At 45.3% G+C, this 22,743-nt stretch carries 21 protein-coding genes; 8 read left to right on the top strand and 13 right to left on the bottom strand.

The window, feature by feature from the left end; translation table 11 throughout:
• Positions 1-55 precede the first annotated feature (55 nt).
• The 6 genes from JGK16_RS06345 to JGK16_RS06320 all read right to left on the bottom strand — a co-directional run bounded on the left by JGK16_RS06345 (position 56) and on the right by JGK16_RS06320 (position 6,170).
• Positions 56-1,285, bottom strand: a complete 1,230-nt coding sequence (locus tag JGK16_RS06345) for an FAD/NAD(P)-binding protein (RefSeq protein WP_293189937.1) — start codon at positions 1,283-1,285, stop codon at positions 56-58.
• 143 nt (positions 1,286-1,428) lie between these two features.
• A complete protein-coding gene (gene folE / locus JGK16_RS06340; RefSeq protein ID WP_293153275.1) occupies positions 1,429-2,079 on the bottom strand; it encodes a GTP cyclohydrolase I FolE in 651 nt (216 codons plus the stop codon).
• 322 nt (positions 2,080-2,401) lie between these two features.
• Positions 2,402-3,457: a GTP-binding protein gene (locus JGK16_RS06335; protein WP_293189935.1), complete on the bottom strand. Its 1,056-nt coding sequence runs from the start codon at positions 3,455-3,457 to the stop codon at positions 2,402-2,404.
• A gap of 192 nt (positions 3,458-3,649) precedes the next feature.
• On the bottom strand, positions 3,650-4,375 hold the full coding sequence (locus JGK16_RS06330) for a metallophosphoesterase family protein (RefSeq protein ID WP_293189933.1): 726 nt from the start codon (positions 4,373-4,375) through the stop codon (positions 3,650-3,652).
• A 206-nt stretch (positions 4,376-4,581) separates the two neighbouring features.
• The gene (locus JGK16_RS06325) at positions 4,582-5,397 is read right to left on the bottom strand and encodes a metallophosphoesterase family protein (RefSeq protein ID WP_293189931.1); all 816 of its coding nucleotides are present in this window, start codon (positions 5,395-5,397) and stop codon (positions 4,582-4,584) included.
• Positions 5,394-6,170, bottom strand: coding sequence for a GTP-binding protein (locus tag JGK16_RS06320; protein ID WP_293189929.1), 777 nt, complete (start codon positions 6,168-6,170; stop codon positions 5,394-5,396). The genes JGK16_RS06325 and JGK16_RS06320 overlap by 4 nt, the downstream gene beginning before the upstream one ends.
• A 305-nt stretch (positions 6,171-6,475) precedes the next feature.
• Between JGK16_RS06320 and JGK16_RS06315 the strand changes: the two genes are divergently transcribed.
• Positions 6,476-7,306, top strand: coding sequence for a class I SAM-dependent methyltransferase (locus JGK16_RS06315; protein WP_293183495.1), 831 nt, complete (start codon positions 6,476-6,478; stop codon positions 7,304-7,306).
• 189 nt (positions 7,307-7,495) lie between these two features.
• On the opposite strand, the gene JGK16_RS06310 is transcribed toward JGK16_RS06315, so the two are convergent.
• Positions 7,496-8,197, bottom strand: coding sequence for an alpha/beta hydrolase (locus tag JGK16_RS06310; protein ID WP_293183493.1), 702 nt, complete (start codon positions 8,195-8,197; stop codon positions 7,496-7,498).
• Between the two features lie 145 nt (positions 8,198-8,342).
• On the opposite strand from JGK16_RS06310, the gene JGK16_RS06305 reads away from it, so the two are divergent.
• Positions 8,343-8,822, top strand: coding sequence for an NUDIX domain-containing protein (locus tag JGK16_RS06305; protein WP_293149848.1), 480 nt, complete (start codon positions 8,343-8,345; stop codon positions 8,820-8,822).
• A gap of 337 nt (positions 8,823-9,159) precedes the next feature.
• Positions 9,160-10,830, top strand: coding sequence for a hypothetical protein (locus tag JGK16_RS06300; RefSeq protein WP_293183491.1), 1,671 nt, complete (start codon positions 9,160-9,162; stop codon positions 10,828-10,830).
• 248 nt (positions 10,831-11,078) lie between these two features.
• Here the strand turns inward: JGK16_RS06300 and JGK16_RS06295 are convergent, their stop codons facing one another.
• The gene (locus JGK16_RS06295) at positions 11,079-11,816 is read right to left on the bottom strand and encodes a class I SAM-dependent methyltransferase (RefSeq protein ID WP_293183489.1); all 738 of its coding nucleotides are present in this window, start codon (positions 11,814-11,816) and stop codon (positions 11,079-11,081) included.
• Positions 11,817-11,938: 122 nt separating this feature from the next.
• Between JGK16_RS06295 and JGK16_RS06290 the strand changes: the two genes are divergently transcribed.
• Complete coding sequence (locus tag JGK16_RS06290) at positions 11,939-13,153, top strand: transposase (RefSeq protein WP_293183487.1); 1,215 nt, start codon at positions 11,939-11,941, stop codon at positions 13,151-13,153.
• Positions 13,154-13,164: 11 nt separating this feature from the next.
• On the opposite strand, the gene JGK16_RS06285 is transcribed toward JGK16_RS06290, so the two are convergent.
• The gene (locus tag JGK16_RS06285; RefSeq protein WP_293149854.1) at positions 13,165-13,362 is read right to left on the bottom strand and encodes a hypothetical protein; all 198 of its coding nucleotides are present in this window, start codon (positions 13,360-13,362) and stop codon (positions 13,165-13,167) included.
• A 19-nt stretch (positions 13,363-13,381) separates the two neighbouring features.
• Between JGK16_RS06285 and JGK16_RS06280 the strand changes: the two genes are divergently transcribed.
• Positions 13,382-13,645 carry a hypothetical protein gene (locus tag JGK16_RS06280; protein WP_293189927.1) on the top strand — a complete coding sequence of 88 codons (264 nt, stop codon included), beginning with the start codon at positions 13,382-13,384 and terminating at the stop codon, positions 13,643-13,645.
• Positions 13,646-13,751: 106 nt separating this feature from the next.
• On the opposite strand, the gene JGK16_RS06275 is transcribed toward JGK16_RS06280, so the two are convergent.
• A complete protein-coding gene (locus tag JGK16_RS06275) occupies positions 13,752-13,892 on the bottom strand; it encodes a hypothetical protein (RefSeq protein WP_293183483.1) in 141 nt (46 codons plus the stop codon).
• An 89-nt stretch (positions 13,893-13,981) separates the two neighbouring features.
• On the opposite strand from JGK16_RS06275, the gene JGK16_RS06270 reads away from it, so the two are divergent.
• On the top strand, positions 13,982-16,525 hold the full coding sequence (locus JGK16_RS06270; RefSeq protein WP_293189925.1) for a mannose-1-phosphate guanyltransferase: 2,544 nt from the start codon (positions 13,982-13,984) through the stop codon (positions 16,523-16,525).
• Between the two features lie 253 nt (positions 16,526-16,778).
• The gene (locus JGK16_RS06265; protein WP_293189923.1) at positions 16,779-17,330 is read left to right on the top strand and encodes a single-stranded DNA-binding protein; all 552 of its coding nucleotides are present in this window, start codon (positions 16,779-16,781) and stop codon (positions 17,328-17,330) included.
• A gap of 210 nt (positions 17,331-17,540) precedes the next feature.
• Here the strand turns inward: JGK16_RS06265 and lipB are convergent, their stop codons facing one another.
• On the bottom strand, positions 17,541-18,314 hold the full coding sequence (gene lipB / locus JGK16_RS06260) for a lipoyl(octanoyl) transferase LipB (RefSeq protein WP_293183477.1): 774 nt from the start codon (positions 18,312-18,314) through the stop codon (positions 17,541-17,543).
• Positions 18,315-18,465: 151 nt separating this feature from the next.
• Here lipB and raiA point away from each other — a divergent pair, with 151 nt between their 5' ends.
• Positions 18,466-19,119 (top strand): ribosome-associated translation inhibitor RaiA, encoded by a 654-nt coding sequence (gene raiA / locus JGK16_RS06255; protein WP_293189921.1) that lies wholly within the window; start codon positions 18,466-18,468, stop codon positions 19,117-19,119.
• A gap of 104 nt (positions 19,120-19,223) precedes the next feature.
• Here raiA and JGK16_RS06250 read toward each other — a convergent pair whose 3' ends face one another.
• Both JGK16_RS06250 and JGK16_RS06245 read right to left on the bottom strand, forming a co-directional pair.
• Positions 19,224-19,682 (bottom strand): peroxiredoxin, encoded by a 459-nt coding sequence (locus JGK16_RS06250; protein ID WP_293183473.1) that lies wholly within the window; start codon positions 19,680-19,682, stop codon positions 19,224-19,226.
• 33 nt (positions 19,683-19,715) lie between these two features.
• Positions 19,716-22,730, bottom strand: a complete 3,015-nt coding sequence (locus JGK16_RS06245; protein WP_293183471.1) for a hypothetical protein — start codon at positions 22,728-22,730, stop codon at positions 19,716-19,718.
• Between the last annotated feature and the right edge of the window lie 13 nt (positions 22,731-22,743).

Below are 22,743 nucleotides of genomic sequence, written 5' to 3'. Positions count from 1 at the left end.
GAATGATAATCATTATTATCGCAGTTCCGTCACCCAAATCTATATTTATTAGGAATTACCCAGCAATTTGAGCTAATGAAACCCTAGCCCTAGACTTAATTAAAGCTGGCACAATGCGCGAACTTGCCATCCTTGCACCGGAAAGATTTCGACCAACCGGCCCTACTTGCAAAGCGGCTAAACCACCCATAATAAATAACTCGCATCCTGGCCAACGCAAATACTCGTCCAAAACAGGCAATCCTTTAACTATTTTAGTTGGATAAGCTTCTAAAATTTCTGTCAGCAATGGTTCGGCTGTTACATCTAATTTTGTTCCTGTTGCTAACCAAATTCTATCAACGAATAGCTGATTTCCATCCTGACAGTAAACAGTCCATTGATTGTCATCCCATTTAACCTCAATAATTTGACATTCTGGGTGAAATTCAAGACACGAATCCCGCGAAATTCGACGCAATTGTGTCATAATTTCAGGAGTCATAGAGCCGCCGTTGCGAGCTTGTTGAATCATCTCCCACCGCTTCTCCCAGTCTGGTTCATTTTCAAAACCTTTGAGATATTTGGGCCCTAACCAACCCGGTTCGGCATCAAATAATTTTTCTTGTAACTTTCGTCTTGACATTAATATTACTTGGGCACCGCGCCCGATCGCACCTACTGCCAAATGTCCGCTAGTTAAACCGCCCCCAACGATTAAAATCCTTTCTCCCTGCAACTTTAATCCCTGCAAATTAACTTGATGGGAATGGCAAAGTTTGTCTGGTGGATAGGGCGTTTGAATTTGATTTGTCCACTCCGGTAGTTGGGGTTTACCGCCGCCTGTGGCGATCGCCACACGACGCGCAATCGCACTTTCTCCATCCTCAAACCAAAGCCGAAAATTCCCTTTCAACGGTTCAATCCGAGTTATTTTTGCCTTGATGACGCGATCGCCCAATTCCCATCTCTTAACCACATCGCCACAAAATTCCTTAAACAGCCGACTTCCTGGCAAATCGTAGGGCGCAAACAACTCGTTAGGGCGAGATTCGGCAAACCGTCGCAACTCAAAAGCATTGGGATCGGGATGGTGCACCGCAGGCGATCGCAAGTGTGGAATTTCCAAAGCCGCAAACTGCCTCTCCCACTGAGTTAGCCAGCCACCACTGGGGTCAAAAACCCAAAATTTGTCCCGCTTCTTCTGGCATTTTTGCAGCAAATGAGTAACCAGGGTTAAAGCGTGAGGCCCCGCCCCGACTACCGCTAAATCGATTTGCGATCGCGTAACACTGGTGATTTCCATTTCAGTTTAGATAAGATTTTTTACCGCAGAGGGCGCAGAGGGCGCAGAGGGAGGAAAGGAAAAGAGAGAAATATGGTAATCTAATATGACTCTCTTTTCTTTGTTCAGCCTGCAAATACGGAAGTTTTCGCAGACAATTCTAGCTAGTGAAAACTTGATTTGTGTGCGATTAAACTCATAAATTCTTGACGAGTTCTGGAATCTTCAGCAAACACGCCACGCATTGCTGAAGTCGCAGTCCAAGAACCTGGTTTTTGCACGCCACGCATTACCATACACATATGAGTTGCTTCAATTACAACTGCTACACCTTGAGGTTTTAGCAATCCTTGAAGTGCATCAGCAATTTGTGCAGTCAAGCGTTCTTGTACTTGCAATCTGCGGCCGTACATTTCACAAATTCGAGCGATTTTTGACAGCCCAATTACTTTGCCGTTGGGAATGTAAGCAACGTGTGCTTTGCCAATAATTGGCAGGATGTGATGTTCGCAGGAACTGAAAATATCAATGTCCCGCACTAATACCATTTCGTTAGCATTCTCTGTGAACACCGCTCCGTTGAGCAGTTCGTCGAGAGATTGACGATAACCTCCAGTTAGAAACTGCAAGGCTTTGACAACTCGTTTCGGTGTATCTCGTAACCCTTCACGGTCTGGGTCTTCTCCCAATCCTAGCAGCAATGTACGCACTGCTTGTCTCATTTCTTCATCTGAGACAGGGGGTTGAGATTGAGTAGGAATTGATGACACTACACCATTTGGAGAAGTCAGTTCTGGGCGAGTAGATAAAGTCATGCTTGCAGTTTGTGAGAATGTTTAACAGTCGGTATTGACTTTTGGTTGCTACCTGATTATAACAAGATTTACAAAATGTAATATTAAAATATTGAGATTTTTTTGGATGAGTTTTATCGATATAAATGTAAAATTTGCCGTTAGTATTTACACGATTTGTGAACAGCAAAAATTGCAACCACTAACGGCGAAATTAAATAGATATCTCCCCAAAAAATTGTCTTGAACAGGCATCCTGCCTGTTCCACACTAAATATTGTCGATACCTAATGTAAAATGTGTCGGCTAGAATCCTGGACGTGATACTTAGATTGATGAAATCTTAAACTAAGCAACTGTTAAGTTGTTCTCGAATTTGAGCAGTATCTAAGTTGCGGCCGATGACTACGAGTTGATTTTTGGGTGGAGTCAACCATTCGTAAGCGTTTAATTCATAGCGCGCGCCGCTAAGTTGAAAAATGTGTCTCATCGGACTGTCTTCAAACCAGAGAATGCCTTTTGCTCGAAATACATCTAAGGGCATTTTTTCGGTGAGGAATTCTTGGAATTTGTGAAGATAAAAAGGTCGATCGCTCTCAAATGATAGCGAAACAAATCCGTCATTGTCTAAGTGATTGGAGTGATGTCTGTGATGGTGATGTTCGTGATGATGTTCGTGATGATGATCCCGTTCGTGATGGTGTTCGTGATGCTCGTGTTTTTCCTCTGCTTCAACACTATCAAAAAGATCGGCTTGTGTTAAACCTACACCCAAAATTAAGGGTAAAGGAACTTCACCGTGTTGAGAGTGGAGAATTCTCGCTCCTTCCTTAACTGTGCGAATGTAAGCTTCTAACTCTTCTACTTTTGCTTGAGGAGCTAAATCAGTTTTGTTCATCAGCACAATATCTGCAAATGCCACTTGTTTTAAAGCTGCTTCGCTGTCAAAATGTTCGGGAGTGAATGTTTCGCTATCGACTACGGTGAGTACAGAATCTAAACTGGTTAAATCCCGCAATTCAGTGCCTAAAAATGTCAATATGATCGGTAGAGGATCGGCAACTCCGGTGGTTTCAATCACCATGCAGTCGATGGGTTCTTCCCGTTCTAAAACTCGGTAGACGGCATCGACTAAGCCTTCGTTGATGGTACAACAAATACAGCCGTTGCTCAATTCTACCATGTCATCTTCGGTAGAAATTAAAAGCTGCGAATCGATGTTGATATCGCCAAATTCGTTAACTAAAACTGCTACTTTTAAATCTTGGCGGTTTTTGAGTATTTGATTGAGTAAAGTAGTTTTTCCGCTGCCGAGAAATCCGGTAATTATAGTTACTGGCATTCCTTTTTTGGGAAAATCGGAAATTAAATCTGGGGTTTGTACAGCGAGATTAGTCATTATTCCTCGTTGATTAATTGTAGAAGCCCTGCTGTCAATTTGGAACGCCACTCGGCGTCCCAAGGCAAATGCCTTGTCGCACTTCATAGCTGAAATCCAGCCGATACGGGCGATCGCACTGATCGAGTATGATAATCATTCTTATGATAGCTGAAAGTTTCTTTACGCGCAAGCTCTAGAATTAATGCAGTATCATTGGAAGCCTTTTTTTGCTCCATAATGTACTGTCTTAAATTGGACGCGATCGCTGTCAGGATTATAGAGAGTATAGGTTGCTACTCCAACTTTGCGGCCCACATTGCCGACTCCGATCGCCCTTCGCGCAGTTGCAGACACCGTTGCAGGAGGCTCTTGAGAATCAAGTGTCATTACCCAGTTATTGAGAATAGTTGGCTGTAATTGATACTCAAATGCTAAGCCCGATCGCCCGCAAAACAAATTATTAGCATCAGCACGGATTACGCGATCGAGCATCACAGGCGGCGGAGTCTCCGGGGTAAGCTCATCAGATGCGCTAACGGTACTCCCATGAATCAACAAACAATCCAATTCATGAAAACCAAAATTCAAAGAGCGCAACCACTCTACAGTTTTTCGGCTGACAGAATCCCAGAGCAACTTAATCGTCTCAGCACCGTATTTTTGTTGCAATTCTGTCGCATCAGGGCTAGAACCTATTCCATATAAGTTAAAACACTGTTCTTCCCACCACCCGATACAGATTTGAGGTGCGATTTCTCCTCGTTTGGGCGATCGGGCTCGCTGCACTAATTTTTCGCAATCGGGATTCGGGCCGACTAAATCGCCTAAAATATACAATTCGTCAACACGAATTCTCAGGCGCTTTATGTCAGCTAATACAGCTTCATAAGCAGCCAGATTTCCTTCTATTCCTGTTAATATTGCCCAGGTTTTCATGTATTTTAATTGTTGCTATTTCTCAAGGTTTTTTTCGGAGTTTGTTTTGAACGGATATCTTACACCAATGTCAAAAATTTGTAGGGGCGGGTTTTACCAACCATAATCGCCAAAAACTAACAATCTCATAAACCCGCCCCCACCCAACGGTAAATCACAATCTACCTCTTTATTGAACTGTCAACAGTTAACTGTCAACAGTTTATCTACCTCTCACAAACATGAGTCGGATCGTCAGCTCTTTCGGCATATTCCAAACCTCTAGCCAAACGCCAAGCAAAAATCGGAGGTAAGCCTTTTTCAATAATTGCAGCGCAAGTAGTTTGATAGTCATATTCCACTTCTCGCAATGTCACCTGTTGCGCGTCAACATCATAAATCACATAGGTAGCATTCGGTCTACCGTGGCGCGGTTCTCCTACGGAACCAACATTCACAATCCGCTTTAAAGGAGCGGTAAAACTTAAATCTTTATCTCCTTCAATGCTCGGCCCGCTGACTCTAACCTGCATATTTCCAGCATCTAAAGTGCGAACATATGGTACATGAGTGTGACCGCAAAACAGCACGTCAGCACCCGCCGAAAATACCCGCTCTAAGGCAGAAAAAGCATCCATTGTCGGCAGTAAATATTCATGATTGCTGTGAGGGCTACCGTGAACAAAACACATATTTTCTTCTCGCAAACTGTGCGGCAAAGTGGCTAAATATTCTCGCGTTTCTGGGAAGATTTGATTGTTAGTCCATTCGTGGGCTAATTTGCCTCTTTTTTCGGCTAAAGCTGAGGGATAGCTGCATTCGCAGGAGTTCAAACCTTCGACGATATCTTCATCCCAACAGCCGACGCAAGTGGGAATGTCGAGCGATCGAATCATTTCTACTACGGCGTGGGGATTGGGCCCGTAGCCGACTAAATCTCCGAGACAAAAGATTTTATCGGCTTGTTGTTCGTCAATGTCTGATAAAACTGCATTTAAGGCTTCATAGTTGCCGTGAATGCAGGACATAACTGCTATTTTCATTCTGCTTCTTCTCCTAATGAAAGTGATTCTTTGACTTGTTGTTGGTAATTCAACATAATTGTTTCGGAGAGACAGCAATCTTCTAGAGTTTGTCCTAATGCTGTTTCATCGAGATTTTCGCCAACTATTTCTATGCCGCTAAATCTTTGGGGGCGGCCTTCGAGCCAGCGGGGAAGTGGCAATTCTTCGTGGGCGGTTTCTTGGAATTTGGCAGCGAAATCGAAGTAAAAACATCGCCCGTCGGCTATGTCAAAAATGCCTTTGGCTCGGTGGATTTTGCCATAGGCTCCTTGAGTCATTTCTTCATACCAAAAGAGATCGAGGCTGGCTGGATCGAGGACTTGTCCGCTGGCGGGGCTGCGCCAAATTGATAGTTTTTCCGGTTCGCCGCTAACGGCTATGCCCTCTACAATTACATCCGCCCATTGATGCCATTCGGTGTTTTTGATGTCTGGTGGTACGACAGCGAATCGGCGACTGGGGAAGCTTTGAAGCAGGTTTTCTATTGATGTTAATTGTAGGTAAAATCCCAGTTCAATGTAAGCTGAAACGCCGTTGTTTAGGTGTTTCGCGAACTCGGATTCTTGGCCGTCTGTCAGGATGGTGATTTGGGGGAATTCGGCGGCGATGCAGGTTTGGTCGATCGGCACATTGCCGGTTCCGGGACACCAATACAGTACGGGTGCTGTCTCGACGGCTATCTGCTGTCGAATCCAGGTTGTTTTGCCACTTCCGGGCGGGCCCGCTACGGCGGTGATTGTAGGTTGACTCATAATACAATGATAATCGTTCTCAGTCAAATTAGCTCTTAGATATTTAGATTTAATTTGGCGATCGCACCCGATGCCCCTCCATAAGAGAGGTAGAGCCTCCGAACATCGGTTCCAATAATCCGATTTCCCGCGTGCCTGCCCTACACTAGATCTCTTGCAAAAATCGTTTTAATCAAATTTTGGAACGGGCAAGATGCCCATTCCACAGAAAAAAAAATTGTGGAACGGGCATCTTGCCCGTTCCTAGCTATTTTGCAAGAGGTCTACTATAATCGGGGCATCACTCCAGGAAGAAAGAAGACTTTATGCCAGCAGAAAGTTCGTATCAAGCCAGTACGTACAATCTGGAACTTGACGCAGAAATCCAGCGATTAAAAGCTCAAGTTGTGCTCAGTTGGGAAAAAGAAGCACGCACCTTAAAGTGGTTCGGTTTAGCCGACGGGATGAATGTTTTAGAAGCGGGTAGCGGGCCGGGATTTTTTACCGAACAACTTTTAAAATTACTGCCAAACAGTTTGTTAACAGCCGTAGAAATCGACCCGGTATTGCACGAGAAAGCTCTAGGATATTTGCAGGACAAAGGAGGCGATCGCGTGAATCGCATTCAAGCATCGATCGCAGATACTGGTTTAGAGGATAATACATTTGATTTTGCGATCGCCCGTTTGCTATTTGTTCACCTCCCAGATCCCGTCGCAGCAGCCAGAGAAATCTTCCGCATCTTAAAACCGAGTGGTAAACTGGTGATTATCGATAGCGATGCGGATCTATTTTGGCTGACAAATCCACCTTGGTCAGTCGAGATTGTCCGGGAGAAATTCAAACAGGTGATGGCCTCTCGGGGCGGTAATTTATGCGTAGGGCGAAACCTGTGCCGCATTCTGAAAGAAGCTAAGTTTGGTAACGTCGATTTAGAAGCCGTTGTCAGCCACAGCGATATCATCGGCATTCAAGCCTTTGAACCTTTGCTGGACTCCGGGCCGATTTTACAAATGGTCAAACAAGGGCTGATTTCCGAGTCGGAAATAGAGAGTTATCTAATTTCCCGGGATGAGTTTGCCGCTGCGGGCGATCGATCGATGATGAGTTTTTGGTTGATGGCTTGCGGGAAAAAACTCAATAGATATCTCCCATAATTGTTGTGGAACAGGCATCCTGCCTGTTCTTGAAGCTCTTTTTGCCAAATGTCTAATAGAAATATCGAATAACTCTCAAGTCGGGGGCGGGTTTATGAGATTGTCGATTATTGGCAATTATTGTTGGTGAACCCTTCTATTTTCTTCTTCTTTCTTTCTTCGTGTCCTTCGCGTCTTCGCGGTTCGTTTCTAACACAAATACCCAACCCAATTCGGCAAAACCTCCAGCGAACCATACCACCTCCCCGGAGAGCGAGGCGAATGCCAAACACCCTCCAGCACCAAATTTTCGGCCCCATCCAAAAGAGCAGCTTCAATCGGCGTAATTCCATCGCCCCAAGTTTCGCCCTTCCCCACAGTCAACTCGTAACTTTTATAGGCCAGCCAAGTTCCAAAACTAGGCTTACCAAAAACAGATTTCCCAGCAACGCAGACGTAACGCACCTGCGGGTGGAAAGCACCGGGATAATGAATTTTGACAAAATCTAGATTTTTGCGCGTCCAGCGCTCTTGAGAGACGTGTGGCGTGCCTAAACTAATTAAAGTGTTGACCCAAGGGTGAGCTTCCCACAAACCCGCATCCGACCGCACGTCGCCGTGAATTGTATAAGGCTTTTCGCCTAAATAAATCCGAGAAATCCAGCCGCCTGCGGAATGACCGATGAGATTTACTTGAGAGACGCCGTATTGCTGTAACATTTGTTTGACCGTGCGATCGAGCTTCCGCAAAATTGGCACCATCGATCGCCCGCCAAAAGTCGGCAACCAATCTGCCTTGCCCAGTGGTACTGTTACAGTTGGGAAACCGCGATCGACCAAAGATTTTTCTAATTCCCGATAGTCTGAAGCAGCAGCAAAATATCCTGGCAAAATCACGGTAGGTAATGGCATTATCAATTTTAGATTTTAGACTTTAGATTTTTCGGCCGGGGTGCTAGGATCTATTTTTCAACTTCAAAGACGCTTGCCGAAGCATCCTTTGGATGGCTAACATCTCTTGCTCGTTAAACTTTTTGCTTGGGGAATATCTACTTCTATGGCTCGCGAGCCGATTCCAACATTGTATTTTACCCTAGTTGTCGTTCACTTAGAAGACCGTTTTCTACTGGTACAAGAGCGCAAGTACGAGCAGCAGTGGTATCTGCCAGCAGGGCGAGTAGAAAAAGGCGAGACTTTGCTTGAAGCTGCTCAGCGCAATACTGTCCAGGAAGCGGGCATTCCTGTGATCGTGGAGGGAATTCTCAGGGTAGAGCATACGGTGATGCCTAGGGGCAACGTGCGCCTGAGGGTGATTTTTGTGGCTCGTCCTGAAGATAAGACGCCACCCAAGAGCAAGCCGGACGAGTTTACTTTGTGTGCTGGTTGGTATTCTCTTAAAGAGTTAGACCAGTTGTCGCTGCGCGGAGAGGAAGTTCGGGAAATGTTTCAATATATGGCAAGCGGCGCTCCAATTTATCCGATCGACTTGCTGAGCGTTGAGGGAGCTCCTTTTAAAACTTACCGCTATCGGTGGTAAAAAGAAGGAAGAAGGAAGAGGGAAGAGGGAAGAGGAAAAAAGACTTATGCAGTCAGCTTTTTAGTCATCCGTCCAAATTCCTTTCTGTAACCGAATTGGAAACAGGGGTCGATCGCAGCGGCCGATCGTGTTTAATCGATTAATGCAGTTTGCCAGCCGGGAAATGACGGTATTGCAGCGGTCTTTTTTGTGAGAAGGCACTAGCGATCGGGCAATTTCCAGGGCGATCGTGCTATGCTTGTACCTTTAAATTGCAAATTTTTTAGTTTTGACCCGCTCCCCATAAAAAAATATCGGTAACAAATAACCAATAACCAATAACCAATTCTCGATCGTCATGACTGACTCATCCTCCCTAGCCAACGCCCTTTCCGAACCGCTGCGCCAGCCTTTTTGGTGGGCAGCCCTAGCTTCTGTCGGCCTTCACGGAGTGCTCGGAGTAAGCGCCCCGACAATCTCAAACATCATCTATGGTGGTGGCAATTCCTCAAAAAACATCCCCGGTTCCGTCGGATTCGTACAACTAACTCCCGCAGAAGCCGGCCGCCTGCCACAAACCATACCACCGCGATCGTCCAATAAGCCGTTTTCGATCGCACCAGTTCCCGTTCCCACCTCGCCCAAGTTAGCTCCCCCTTTGCCCCCTCCACCGGTTAACTTGCCCGCCCTGCCACCGGGAATGCCACCTCCTGGATTCTTTGCGCCTCTCGATCCCCCTCTCCCGCCATTAACTGCCCCAGCCGCCCCGCAGTCACAAACTTCAGTTCCAACGGTCAAACCCCCCTCTCTCAAAACACCAACTTTCGTCCCCCAAGGGCCTCCCAGCGGTTTGATTTTCCCGCCATTACCCGGTAATTTCGATCGTAATATCCCCCCACCGCCACCAGGAGTAACAGGATTACCCCAGCTTCCTGGCGGCACCTCCGAAGATGAGGCAGAGACTCTCAAAAGGGTTATAGCCAGTAGAGGCGGACTCCCGCTATTCCCAGACGGAGCTCCAGTCTTTACCCCGGAATTCCCCATTGGTGGGAGGAATTCAGGGCCCGATGGAGTACCGAAATTGACTCAAAAAGATCCCAATAAACGGAATCTCATCGCAGAAACTCCCGAAGAAAGAATCAGGAGGCAACAATTTGACCAGGGACAGCAACAGCTAGAACAGCAGGGAGTTCCCGGTTCAAACTTACCCAAGGACAGAGAGACATTGCTGGCTGCTGCTAATACCTATGTTGCTTTGTTTAATGACTTCAAAAGAGCTTACCCCGACTTGGAAATGACGGGGCCGACTCCTGTGACTGTCGCTTATCCCAAAGAAGCTTGCTCGCAAAAACTCGAAGGAACGGCAGTTTTCGGAGCAGTTGTCAGCCCTCAAGGTTTGCTCAAGGCAGAGCCTAAGCCGATCGTCCCCACAGGTTACGGTATTCTCGATACTGTGGCTAAAACAGCGATTATTAACCCTAATCTGACATTTCAAGCAGCCAGCACCCACAAGCTTTACCAGTTGGCTGTCGCGTTTAAATACGACGAAAAAGTTTGCAGTGGCATTCCTGTCACCCCATCCACAACCCCAACCAGGCCCACAGGCCCGCAGCCGCTAGCGCCAGCCCCGACAGCACCCAAGCCGACAGGCGAACAGTCACCAGCCCCTGCGGAAGTGAAACCGCAGTTTGAGAAGCCTCCGGCGCCCTCTAACAAACCGCAACCAGGGGCCCAACAGTCGCCACAGCCCTCACCAAAACCCGCAACCAAACCGTCGCCCTCACCTCAACCGAAACCAGCCCCCGAACAATCTCCTTCTCCCCAACCGAAACCAGCCCCCGAACAGTCCCCGCAGCCAGAAGCTGCACCTTCTCCCGCCGCTGAAGTGTCCCCCTCCCCAGAAGCTGCGCCTTCTCCCGCCGCTGAAGTGTCTCCCTCGCCAGAAGCTGCGCCTTCTCCGGAATCTACGCCTTCTCCCGCCGCCGAAGTTGCGCCTTCTCCTGCGCCTTCTCCTGCTACGGCCAATTAATTGTTAATTGGGTGGGAATTGGTATTTGGTAATTGGCGATCAGTCAGTAGGGTGCGTCAGTTGCAATATTTGTTGCCTAGCAAACCAATTTATATTTGCTGGCGCACTCTACATTTTTAACTGGATCTGACCTAAAAAAATCCCACCCAATTACCAATTCCCCATGCCCCATGCCCCATGCCCTGGGAAGGCCAATCCCTCCGCTTCACCCAATTCCCCATGCCCCATGCCCCATGCCCCATGCCCTCTCAATTGTATTGGACTTTATACATTTGGAATAAGTCGCCGTTTTGTTTTTTTACTACTTTAGCGCCTGCCACTTTAATCATTTTTTCCCAGTCTTCTATTGTCTCTAAGAATACTTCGCCTGCTCGATAAGTTTCCAGAATTGCCCAATCTTCTGCTAGAGGTGCATTGGGATTGAGGACATCAAACACAAAATGACCGCCTGGTTTTAATACTCGCTTCACTTCTGCCATGACAATAGCCCAATAATCTATGGGAAAATAGCAACTAAAGCCTGTGGCGATGCACAAGTCAAATTGATCCTCTTCGTAATTTAAGCGATGGGCGGGAGCCAATTCTACGCCTTTAAATAGCTTGGAATTAAGTTGAGGGCCGCGAGCGTTTAAGGCATCTCGGGCGGCGCTGCTGATTTCTTGACCGTAAAAAAGGGCTTCCCAATCCCGCCAAGGATAGATCAGAAAGCTGACTCCGCAGCCAATATCTAAACAGCGCTGATTTTTTTGGGGTTTGGCAAGTTTCCAGAAGGGAGAAACTGTTTTTTGTTGCAGTGTTCCGGCGACTGATTCGAGGAAAATCGGCATTGCTTCGACTTCTTCGGGTAAGGCGAATGCTTCTCCTCGATATTCGCGATCGAACCGAGATGCAACCTGCGATAGTAAAGCTTGCCAGCTATCTGATTTGTCTTTGGCAAACCAAGTCTGCTCTTGACCTGCTGCTGGGCGTTCCGACTTTTTAGACATTCTTTAATTACCAAGAAATTGGGTCTAAAGCCCCGTCCTTCTAGGACGGCTTTAATTTTTTAATTATTGCACTATTCCATTTCTATCTACCATCTTAGCCCTAGATAAGCTATTATAGAGATATGCTAAACATGACCTACGAGTACAAACTAGAACCCACTTCATCCCAATCTCAGACCTTTGACCACTGGTTAGAAGTCTGTCGCAAGGTGTGGAATTATGCTCTTAGAGAGCGGAAAGACTGGTACAACTCAAGGTCATGTGCAATCAACGCCTGTAGCCTAAAATCCGAATACATTATTCCCGTTGATAGCCCTAGACCAAACTTTGCCGTGCAGTGCAAATCTTTGACCACCGCTAGACAAAGTAATTCAGAGCTAAAAACTGTCCACTCCCAAGTATTGCAGCAAGTTCTCAAGCAATTAGAGAAAGCCTTTACTTCTATGTGGGAATCAGGTTTTGGCTTTCCGAGGTTTAAGAAGAAAGGCAGAATCAGAAGTTTCCTGTTCCCTACTCCTAATCAAACCGTAGTAATCGGGAATAGGATTAACCTACCCAGTATTGGCTTAGTTAAGTTCAGAGATTCTAGACCTATCCCTGATGGTTTTGTAGTCAAGCAAATCAGAATAGTTAAAAGAGCCTCTGGATACTTTGCCATGTTAGCTTTAGCTCTAGATGTAAGTATCCCTACTACCATGCCTCATGGCTATGCCCTAGGAATCGATCTAGGTTTAGAGAAATTTCTCGCTACCTCCGATAATGAACTAGTTGCCAGACCTAAATTCTTTGTGGATGCTCAACGCAAGCTGAAATCGCTGCAAAAAGTAGTCAGTCGCAAAAGAATCGGGTCAAAAAACTGGCAAAAAGCTCAAAAAAAAGTAGCAAGATACCATCAACATATCAGTGACAGTAGGAAGGATTTCCATTTCAAAACCGCCCATCATCTCTGTAATCAAGCAGGAATGATATTTGCTGAAGATTTGAATGTCAAAGCAATGGCAAAAGGGATGCTCTGCAAGCACACTCTAGATGCGGGATTTGGACAATTTCTATCTATTCTGGAATATGTTTGTTTCAAGAAAGATGTATTTTTATTAAAGGTAGATAAAAATGGTACATCTCAAACCTGCCCTCAGTGCCAGACTCATACAGGAAAGAAGCCTTTGAGCTTAAGAATTCATCAATGTCCTGAGTGTGGATATGAAGCAGATAGAGATGTAGCAGCAGCGCAGGTAGTAGTCCAGCGTGGGCTTGCAGCGGTAGGGCATACCGTCAAGATGCTTTCAGAGGGTAAAGCTACTAGGCTCCCTGTGATGAAAGAATCCCCGTCTCTTTAGAGCGGAGAGTGTCAACTTCTAGAGCCTTTGAGTGCTTTTGTAAAGTTTTGACGGTAAGGCTTATTAAAAATTAACGCGGGCCACAGCAGCGACAGTTTCAGCTTATTTGCAAAACTTCTGTCGAAATTAGTGCGATCGAAACCATTCCAAAATTTCCAAATACCGCCGCCGTAAGCGACTAGCAACACTAATCCAATTAACGGTTCCATTAAATAACCCCCTAAGCGAGTGATTGGATTTTTCGTCAGCGAGCCTGTATCGCTATTCTTAATCTATCATTTTTCAACTGCTCTGGTGCAGAGATACGCCCTTGTAATTCTACCTTCAGCTAGAGACTTGAAAATCCCCGATCGCCACAGACTGAAAAATATAGCAGAAGGAAGAAGGAAGAAGGAAGAAGGAAGAAGGAAGAGGGAGGAAGGAAGAGGGAGGAAGGAAGAGGGAGGAAGGAAAAAACAAGAAGCAATATTCAGCAAGGGTTTCAGCAATTAAGAACAGTCCAGTCGTCGGCTGCGGTTGCTATAAAAGCCAAGCAGATACCTTTCAGGGTGCAAGATGCAAGAAACGACTTCTGGCAAAAGTCGATGATTCTGAGGATTTACGCAACATTCCCTACAAATTGGAGTTCTATCGCGCCCTTTCTCAGCTTCCACCCAAAAGTTGAAATCGGTGGCTGTTGGGCGACGGCTTCTCCTTCCTGGATTTCTGAGACGTGGGATAACTCAAAGATAATTAACACTGATAGTTAGTACCCCACAGGTTACAGCAGGCAAGCTTTTTCTAGCGGACAATAACGGTAGAGAGGTTTCTAAGTAAGGAGGATTGTTTATGCGTGCTGTGCTGATGGCTGGGGGGTCGGGAACGAGGCTCAGACCTCTGACGTGCGATTTACCTAAACCGATGGTGCCGATTCTGAATCGCCCGATCGCAGAACACATTATCAATTTGCTAAAAAGGCATAATATTACGGAAATTATTGCGACGCTGCACTACCTTCCCGATGTCATGCGCGAATATTTTACCGACGGGACAGACTTTGGCGTTCAAATGACCTACGCTGTGGAGGAAGACCAACCGCTGGGTACGGCTGGTTGTGTCAAAAATATTGCGGAATTGCTCGATCGAACTTTTCTGGTCATCAGCGGCGATAGCATCACAGACTTCGACTTGACAGAAGCTATCAAATTTCACCGCAGCAATAAATCCAAAGCTACGTTAATTTTAACTCGCGTTCCCAACCCAATGGAATTCGGGGTAGTAATTACGGAAGAAAATCACCGGATCAGTCGCTTTCTGGAAAAGCCTTCTAGCAGCGAAATTTTCTCCGATACCGTCAATACCGGCACTTACATTTTAGAACCGGAAGTATTGGACTACCTGCCGGCAAATCAAGAGTGCGACTTCTCGAAAGACTTGTTTCCGCTGCTGTTGGAAAAAAACGAGCCGATGTACGGTTACATCGCGGAGGGTTACTGGTGCGATGTGGGCCAGTTGGATGTTTACCGGGAAGCTCAGTATGACGCATTGCGGGGAAAGGTCAAACTGGATTTGAGTTACTACGACGAAGTTCGATCGGGACTTTGGGTAGGTCAAAATACTTTTATTGACGATAGCGCGATCGTCGAAGTACCTGCCATGATCGGCAACAATTGCCGAATTGGAGCCCGAGTTAAAATTAACGCGGGTTCAGTAATCGGAGATAATGTGACAGTCGGGGCTGATGCTAACATTAAACGTCCGATCGTCTGGAATGGAGCAATTATCGGCGAAGATGCTCATCTCAGGGCCTGCGTGATTTGCCGCAGTACCCGCGTAGACAGGCGCGCCCACGTCCTCGAAGGTGCTGTCGTCGGTTCAATGTCCATTGTCGGAGAAGAGGCGCAAGTCGGCCCTAGCGTGCGAGTCTGGCCGAGCAAAAATATTGAATCCGGCGCTCTGTTGAATCAAAATTTAATTTGGGGAGAACAAGCTAAACGGAATTTGTTCGGCCAGCGGGGCGTTCAAGGACTGGCCAATGTGGATATTACCCCGGAATTTGCCGTTAAATTGGGCGCGGCTTACGGCTCAACTTTGAAACCAGGGGCTTCGGTATCGGTTTCTCGGGATCAGCGCAGTATTTCGCGGATGGTTTCGAGATCTTTGATTGCGGGTTTGATGTCGGTGGGAATTAATGTAGTCAATTTGGAATCGACGGCAATTCCGATCGCGCGCACGGTTTCGTCTACGATCTCAATTGCTGGCGGCATTCACGTTCGGATTTCGCCCGATCGCTCCGACCACATTTTAATTGAATTCTTCGATATCAAAGGTATCAATATCACTAAAGCTGCGGAGAAAAAAATCGAGGGCGCTTATTTTAAGGAAGATTTACGCAGGGCTCTGATTCCCGAAATTGGAGATATGTCGTACTTTAACCAAGCACTCGACGTTTACAACCGGATGTTTGAGCGGCAGATGAATGTTGAGGCAATTCGCTACAGCAATTCTAAGGTGGTGATCGATTACGTTTACGCGGTTTCCGGAGCAATTCTGCCACAAATGCTCGCCAAATTCGGCTGTGATGCGGTGGTACTCAATGCCAGTCTCAAGCAGACTTCTCTGAGCAACGGAGAACGGGAATATTTGCTCGACCAACTCGGCCGGGTGGTAAAAGCACTCAGCGCTAATTTTGGCGTGCAGGTGTCTGCGAACGGCGAACAGCTCATTTTGGTAGACGAGTCGGGAATAGCGATTCGTGGGGAAATGCTGACGGCGCTGATGGTAAATTTGATGCTGACTTCCCATCCCAGAGGTACAGTAGTAGTACCGGTGAATGCGTCTTCTGCGGTGGAGGCGATCGCCCGCCGCTATCAAAGCAAGGTAATCCGCACTAAGGCAAACCCAAGTGCATTGATGGAAGCCTCTAACAGGAACCCGAATGTGGTTTTGGGCGGTAGCGGCAATATGGGTTTTATTTTCCCGCAATTGCATCCGGGGTTTGACGGAATGTTCTGCATTGCTAAAGTGATAGAAATGATGACGATTCAGGAGCGATCGCTCGGACAGATCAAAGCGGAACTTCCCCGCGTCACCCACCGCAGTTACAGCGTCCGCTGTCCTTGGACGGTAAAAGGTTCGCTCATGCGGCATTTGGTAGAAACTCATTCGCCCGATCGTTTAGAATTAATAGATGGAGTGAAGATTTTTAACTACAGCGACGACAATTGGGTATTAGTTTTGCCCGATGCTAGCGAACCCACCGTTCATATCTTCGCCAACAGCGAGGACAGAGATTGGGTATCTGAAACTTTGAAAGAGTACCGCGCCCTCGTTCACGATTTTGTGACCCAAAGCGAAGAGGCGGTTCGACAAGATAAATTTGGTAATGGGTAATTGGGAATTGGGAATTGGGAATTGGGAATGGGTAATCGGTAATGGGTAATCGGGTATTATATTATGTCCGGTTATGCAACGATAATTCAGTTCTTAGTAAGGACTTTAGTCCTTATTAATTCATATATAAAGAGAGGACTAAAGTCCTCACTACAAACCCTCGCTTTCCCAATGACTAATTCCCTCTTTGCCCAATTCCCTCTTTGCCCAATGCCCAATTCCCAATTCCCAATTCCCAATTCCCATTTAAGTTATGAATAGCTGCATTTTAATGGCGGAAATAATTCAACAACCGCAACTCCGTTATACTCCAGACAATCAACTTCAAATCGCTGAGATGCTGGTGCAGTTTCCAGGGTCGAGACCTGAAGATCCGCCAGAACATTTGAAGGTGATAGGATGGGGCAATTTAGCTCAAGAAATTCACGACAAATATCGCGAGGGCGATCGCGTGATTATTGAAGGGCGGCTGGGTATGAATACGATCGACAGAGATGGTATCAAAGAAAAGCGCGCTGAACTGACAGCCCAAAGAATTTACACTCTCGGCGCCGATGCTATGAGCGCTGCACCCGCAGCTAGAACCGCCCCCGAACCCGCTCAAATTCGCGACACCGCCCCGGCTAATGTGCCGAGCAATGTGGTTCCCATGAGTTCCCGAGGCCGCAGTTCTAACAGCGCTCCAGCCCCTGCTAACCGCCCGTCTAGTTCGGATTGGAACTCGCATCAGTCTTCGGACTCCGATCGCAAGTCTGGTTCCTCTAACGAAGCTGACAATCCCGATTACGATCCGATTCCGTTTTAAGAGCCGATTCCGTTTTAAGAGCCGACGGCGAATAGATCCGACGGCGAATAGATCCGACGGCGGTTGAAACCGCGTCTACACAGGCAAAACCCGCCTCCGCGGGTTGAAAAACGGGTGGTTAAATTTACGTTATTTTCTTCAGTCTGCGGAGGCAGACTTCGTTTTTGTAGACGCGGTTTCAACCGTACGTCATCGTTTGTAGACGCGGTTTCAACCGTACGTCTTGGTTTGTAGACGCGGTTTCAACCGTACGTCATCGTTTGTAGACGCGGTTTCAACCGCCGTTTGATCCGATCGCACAATTTCCCGATCCGATCGCACAATTTCCACCCCAAAAACGCGAGCAAACTCAGCAACAACGATCGCCCTAACTCGATCGACCTCAATCCCCGGAATAAACTGCTCTAAACTACCAATCGGTCGATCGGGAATCCCGCAAGGTACAATTTGCCCAAAACCTGCCATATCCGGGCAAACATTCAAAGCAAAACCGTGCATCGTAATCCAGCGACTGACTTTAATGCCGATCGCACCCACCTTGCACCCATCCACCCAAACCCCAGTCATTCCCGGAACCCGCGAACCCTTCAGCCCGCAAACTTCCAGCACTCCCAAAAGCACTTCCTCCAACTGTCGCAAATACCAGTGCAAATCCTGCTGGTGGCGGCGCAAATTTAAAATAGGATAGCCCACCAACTGGCCAGGACAATGGTAAGTCACCTCCCCGCCCCGCTCAACTCGGTGCAACTCCGCATGAGTTTGGCTCGGGTCAAACTTCAGAAATTCCAACTTCGATCCCAGCCCCAAAGTGTAAACCGGCGGATGTTCCAGCAAAATCAGCACATCCGGCAAATCGGGATTGTCCCGGCGTTCTTGCACGAGTTTTTGCTGGATTTCCCAAGCTTGGGAGTAGGGTACTTGTCCCCAATCGAGGAGCAAGCACGGTTCGGGGATCGCAGGTTGATGAATGAGAGGGGAAATCATGAAAAAAATCAACAGTGTTTTTACGGAATATTTACGCAGTTAAAATCAAGAATTGTCAACATATGAAAAAAGATTTGGAAGATAAGTGTTTTCTAGAATACATAGTGCTATTGTATAAACTATACCCACGTTACAGAAGGGAGGGAGCTCTATGAAGCTTGTTATCCAGGGTAAAAATATAGAAATCACCGATGCCATTCGCGAGTACGTCAATCAAAAAGTTGAAAAGGCAGTTAGCCATTTTCAAACTTTGACGACGGAAGTGGATATTCATCTATCGGTGGCTCGTAACCCCAGGATCAATCCTAAGCAGACTGCTGAGGTGACTATCTATGCTAACGGCAGCGTGATTCGGGCTGAGGAAAGCACGGAAAGCCTGTATGCTAGCATCGATTTGGTCGCAGACAAGATAGCTCGTCAACTGCGGAAATTTAAGGAAAAACGCCACGACAACAAGACCCAGAGTAGTGCCAAAACGGTTACGGCAGTTGAAGAACATCCTATAGTAGCAGATTTGATTGGCGATCGAACTCCCGAACTTCCACCCGAAGTAGTACGGACAAAGTATTTTGCCATGCCTCCAATGACTGTGCAAGAAGCTTTAGAACAATTGCAGATTATCGACCACGATTTCTATATGTTTCAGAATGCAGAAACAGGCGAAATTAATGTGCTTTACGAACGCAAGAGTCAAAGCGGCTATGGAGTTATCCAGCCTCGCAATGCTAACGGCCACGGTAATAGTAAGAATGGCAAAACCGCCCACAACGTAGCACATGAAAAATCAGGTGCTGCGAAAGGTTAGATAATTGCTAATAGCAAAGAGAGGACTAAATTCCTCTCTTTGTCTTACTCTTCCTCTGTGTTCTCTGCGCTCTCTGCGGTTAAATCAATCCGATCCAATCATATCTAACCTTTAATACCTTCCAAAGTTTTGAGAGACTCAGCAACGTGCGCCTTAAAATCCAGCATTGAGTCAAAAATATGCTTGACAACACCTTGTTTGTCAATGACGTAAGTGACTCTACCGGGCATAATCCACATGGTAGCTGGAACCCCGTACAATTGCCGCACTTTATTGCCAGTATCGCTCAACAATGTGAAAGGTAACTGATATTTGGTAGCAAATTTTTGGTGAGACTGCTGCGAATCATCGCTAATCCCAATTACTTCTGCACCTGCGTCTTTGAAAACTTCATAACTATCACGAAAAGCGCAAGCTTCCGCAGTACATCCGGGCGTGTCATCTTTGGGGTAAAAGTAGACGATGACATTTTTTTTGCCTTTAAAATCCTTGAGACTGACTGATGAGCCAGTTTGAGATAATAAGCTAAAATCCGGTGCGATGTCTCCTACTTTGACAGTCATATTTATTTAAGTGAGTGTTTTGTTTATTGATTATTATACAGTCTCAGTTACGTTCAATACTTCTCTTACCTTATTCAAAAAAGCCAGCGAATTAAAAGTAGCACTACCACCAGCGTGAGTGAATTCAGATAAAGCACCAACTGAGTCATTGCCAATAATGCGATCGAACGGATCTAACTTGAGACTGATTTTTTGACGAGCTTCGTACCGAGAAAAGTGAAATATTGTCAAATAGTGTAGCAAAGTATCTTTAATTATACCATCATAAATCAAACCTTGACGAATATCTTCATCGTCTAGGATACCTTCATAAATATTCAATAGCGTCGAATAGGAAATCACTCCATTATAAAAGTTCTTATCCCCTTGTTCAACTTTAATCCCGTTAAACAAATTAAAAAACACAATAGCTTGTTTCCTCCTATCCGAAAACAACTCGGCAAGCTCTGCTGTATCTTGAATATAAAAAGATTCTCCCCGATGCTGTTTGGGACTATGTACATAATATTTGTCACAAAATACCGGGTAAATCCTAACATCTTCCCGTTCTCCTTTCAAAACTCGGATGATATCTTTCGACATAAAAAATAATTTATCATCTCCATCATTTTGAGTAATATGCAGCGTACTCATATAAGGTGCTTGAGATATATATAAAAATTTTCGATACCCTCTATTATATAACTGACTAACAATATCTGCGAGAATTAAAGGCTGAGTATAAAGACGCTGAAGGCTGTAATTTTCCGAGAAAGTTTTCAGCATTCCCACCTGAATAGTACCATCTTCTTGACACCTAATTCCGGTGACTTCGCCAAAAAAACAGGCTTTTCTGCGATCGCGCCTCCCGCCATTTTTCCCATCGCTATCCCTAGTCGATACTGTAATAATTGCTAAATTATCCAATTCTGGAGATAACTGTACATTGTTAAATCGAAACTTTTTAGGCAGGATTGAATACAGGGAACTCAAACCATTTTTGGCTGTCAAATGATACTTGTCACCCAGAATGCGAAATCCTTGGGAATTCGATCGGTGTTTTTCGCTCAAAATGTGAGATAATACTTTAGAAAGGTATGCCATAAATTTTTCTGAAGGCGAAGGGTTTTCGTGGTAGCCTTCGTGAAGTCTTACCATCGGCACAAATAAATTATTGGGTAATTTTTGTAACAAGATTCCTAGGGAAATATATGACATCAGCGAAATAGCAAACTTGTAAACAAACGTTGCTTGTCTTTGCAAGCCTCCATTGCTGTCTAAACGTCGGTTGTTGTAGGGAAAAACCACGGATTTATGCTGAAAACTTTTATAAAAAACATCTCTAGAGCGATCGGCTTTAGGAATCCAAAACACTGGTAAAGCCTTAATACCTTTAATATTGTATTCCATGCTGAAACTTTGGGATTCATCAGTTGAAAAATAGCGAATATCTTCAATTTTAATACAGACTGGTAATTGACAAATTGCTCTTTGATTAACATTAGGTTTTTCCACAGAAATATACTGAAGTGTTTCCTTCGGATTGCGCCCCACAACCTCATTGAAAAATTTTCCGGTTGTTAAGATACGATCTATATTGTGAAGCAGACCTCTTTTGATCGAAATCAGTCGCGATTCTGTGCGAGGTGATAAAATAGTTTTATCTAAGATATATTTTTGCAGTAATTGCTTAAGACAGTTAATTTTATAATCGACATTAATTTCTTGAAAACGCTTAAAAAATTTGCAAAAAAGCACCTTTTTATGCTCTTCGTTAGAACTTTGTAATATCGGTAAAACTACTCGCTCAAATCCTGCGATCGGATCGTATTCTAATTCTAATTCTGGGTTGTAATCGGCTGCTAGGGGGTTTTGAGATGATGCAAAGACAAAGTGATACAAAAATGCTGTTTTTAATGCCTTGCGGAAGAAGGTTTCATGATTGGCTGGTTCCTCCAAAGCGGCGAGATGTTCCTCGCTGTCGGGATTTAACAAATTAAGATAGTAGTCGAATACCCGATCGCCTCCCCGCGATTGCACAGGATTGCCAAACTTGAGTTTGAGGCCAAAAATAAATTGGCGATCGCCCCCAGCATCATCCGTAGTTTCTCCCAGACTACCTGCTATAATCGGAACGATCGGTAAATAATCGAAAGCTTCCGATCGCGAAAACATATCTTTGTAATTAACCGGAGTTTTCTGATAGCTAACCAAGTAGTCACCATCAGGTTTATTGACATCGTTGATATATCCTTCTATTAACCTCAAACGCCGGATTAAATCTTGGAGATAAATCAAACCTCGCCTATTTTCTGTAGTTGAATCAATATTTTCTAAAAGATACTCCAAGTAAGTAATTTTCGCTTCTTTCTTCAGTTGTCCCAGAGTTTCCCGATCCACAACTCTAATCAGTCGGTGAAAATCAGAAGTTTCATTTTCTACCATTTCTTCAAGCAGGAAATTAAGTTCTTCCTTCTCCTCTTGATTTCCAGTATTTTCAGCAATATAACTCTTTAAACCTGCTTGCAATTCTTCTTGGAAAATATCTACATTGCGGATCGAAATAGTTACTTTATGAAACTTCAGCAGCGAATCATAATTAGAGTCTAAGCATTCCAAACTCAGCTTCTGTTTCTGTAAATCTTTATAGAAATTATCAAAGTCATACCTTAAACCTAACTGAGTTCCCTTACCTTTAAAAGACTCTAGCGGACTAATTAAACTAACTACAAATTGGTCAATTGTAACACTATCTCCCAAAACAGATTGTACTTTTCGGCGCAAACAAGCCTCAATTTCCCTAACTTGACTCCGAAAGCGCACCTCAACTTCCGGTAAGAAATTCACCGTAGCATAATCTGCTTGATTCTCACAATTACCCAAAGGATTTTGTACTTCTTTGCAAGTAGCGACTTGATTAGCAAGTGTATCAATATCTATTAGCAAACGTTTGCGATCGCCCGAAATGCTAAATGGGTTATTTCCCTGCAAAACTTCTAAAATTTTGTCCAGCAAATCGCCATAATCTACCGTTACTAAATCGCTATCATCTAATCTTAAAACGTTCACCCTGTCAACCCCC

The sequence above is a fragment of the Microcoleus sp. PH2017_09_SFU_O_A genome, assembly GCF_020738625.1.
In the GTDB taxonomy this organism is placed as follows: domain Bacteria; phylum Cyanobacteriota; class Cyanobacteriia; order Cyanobacteriales; family Microcoleaceae; genus Microcoleus.
Note: the sequence above shows the minus strand (reverse complement) of the source record. Positions and strands in the feature narration are given on the sequence as shown.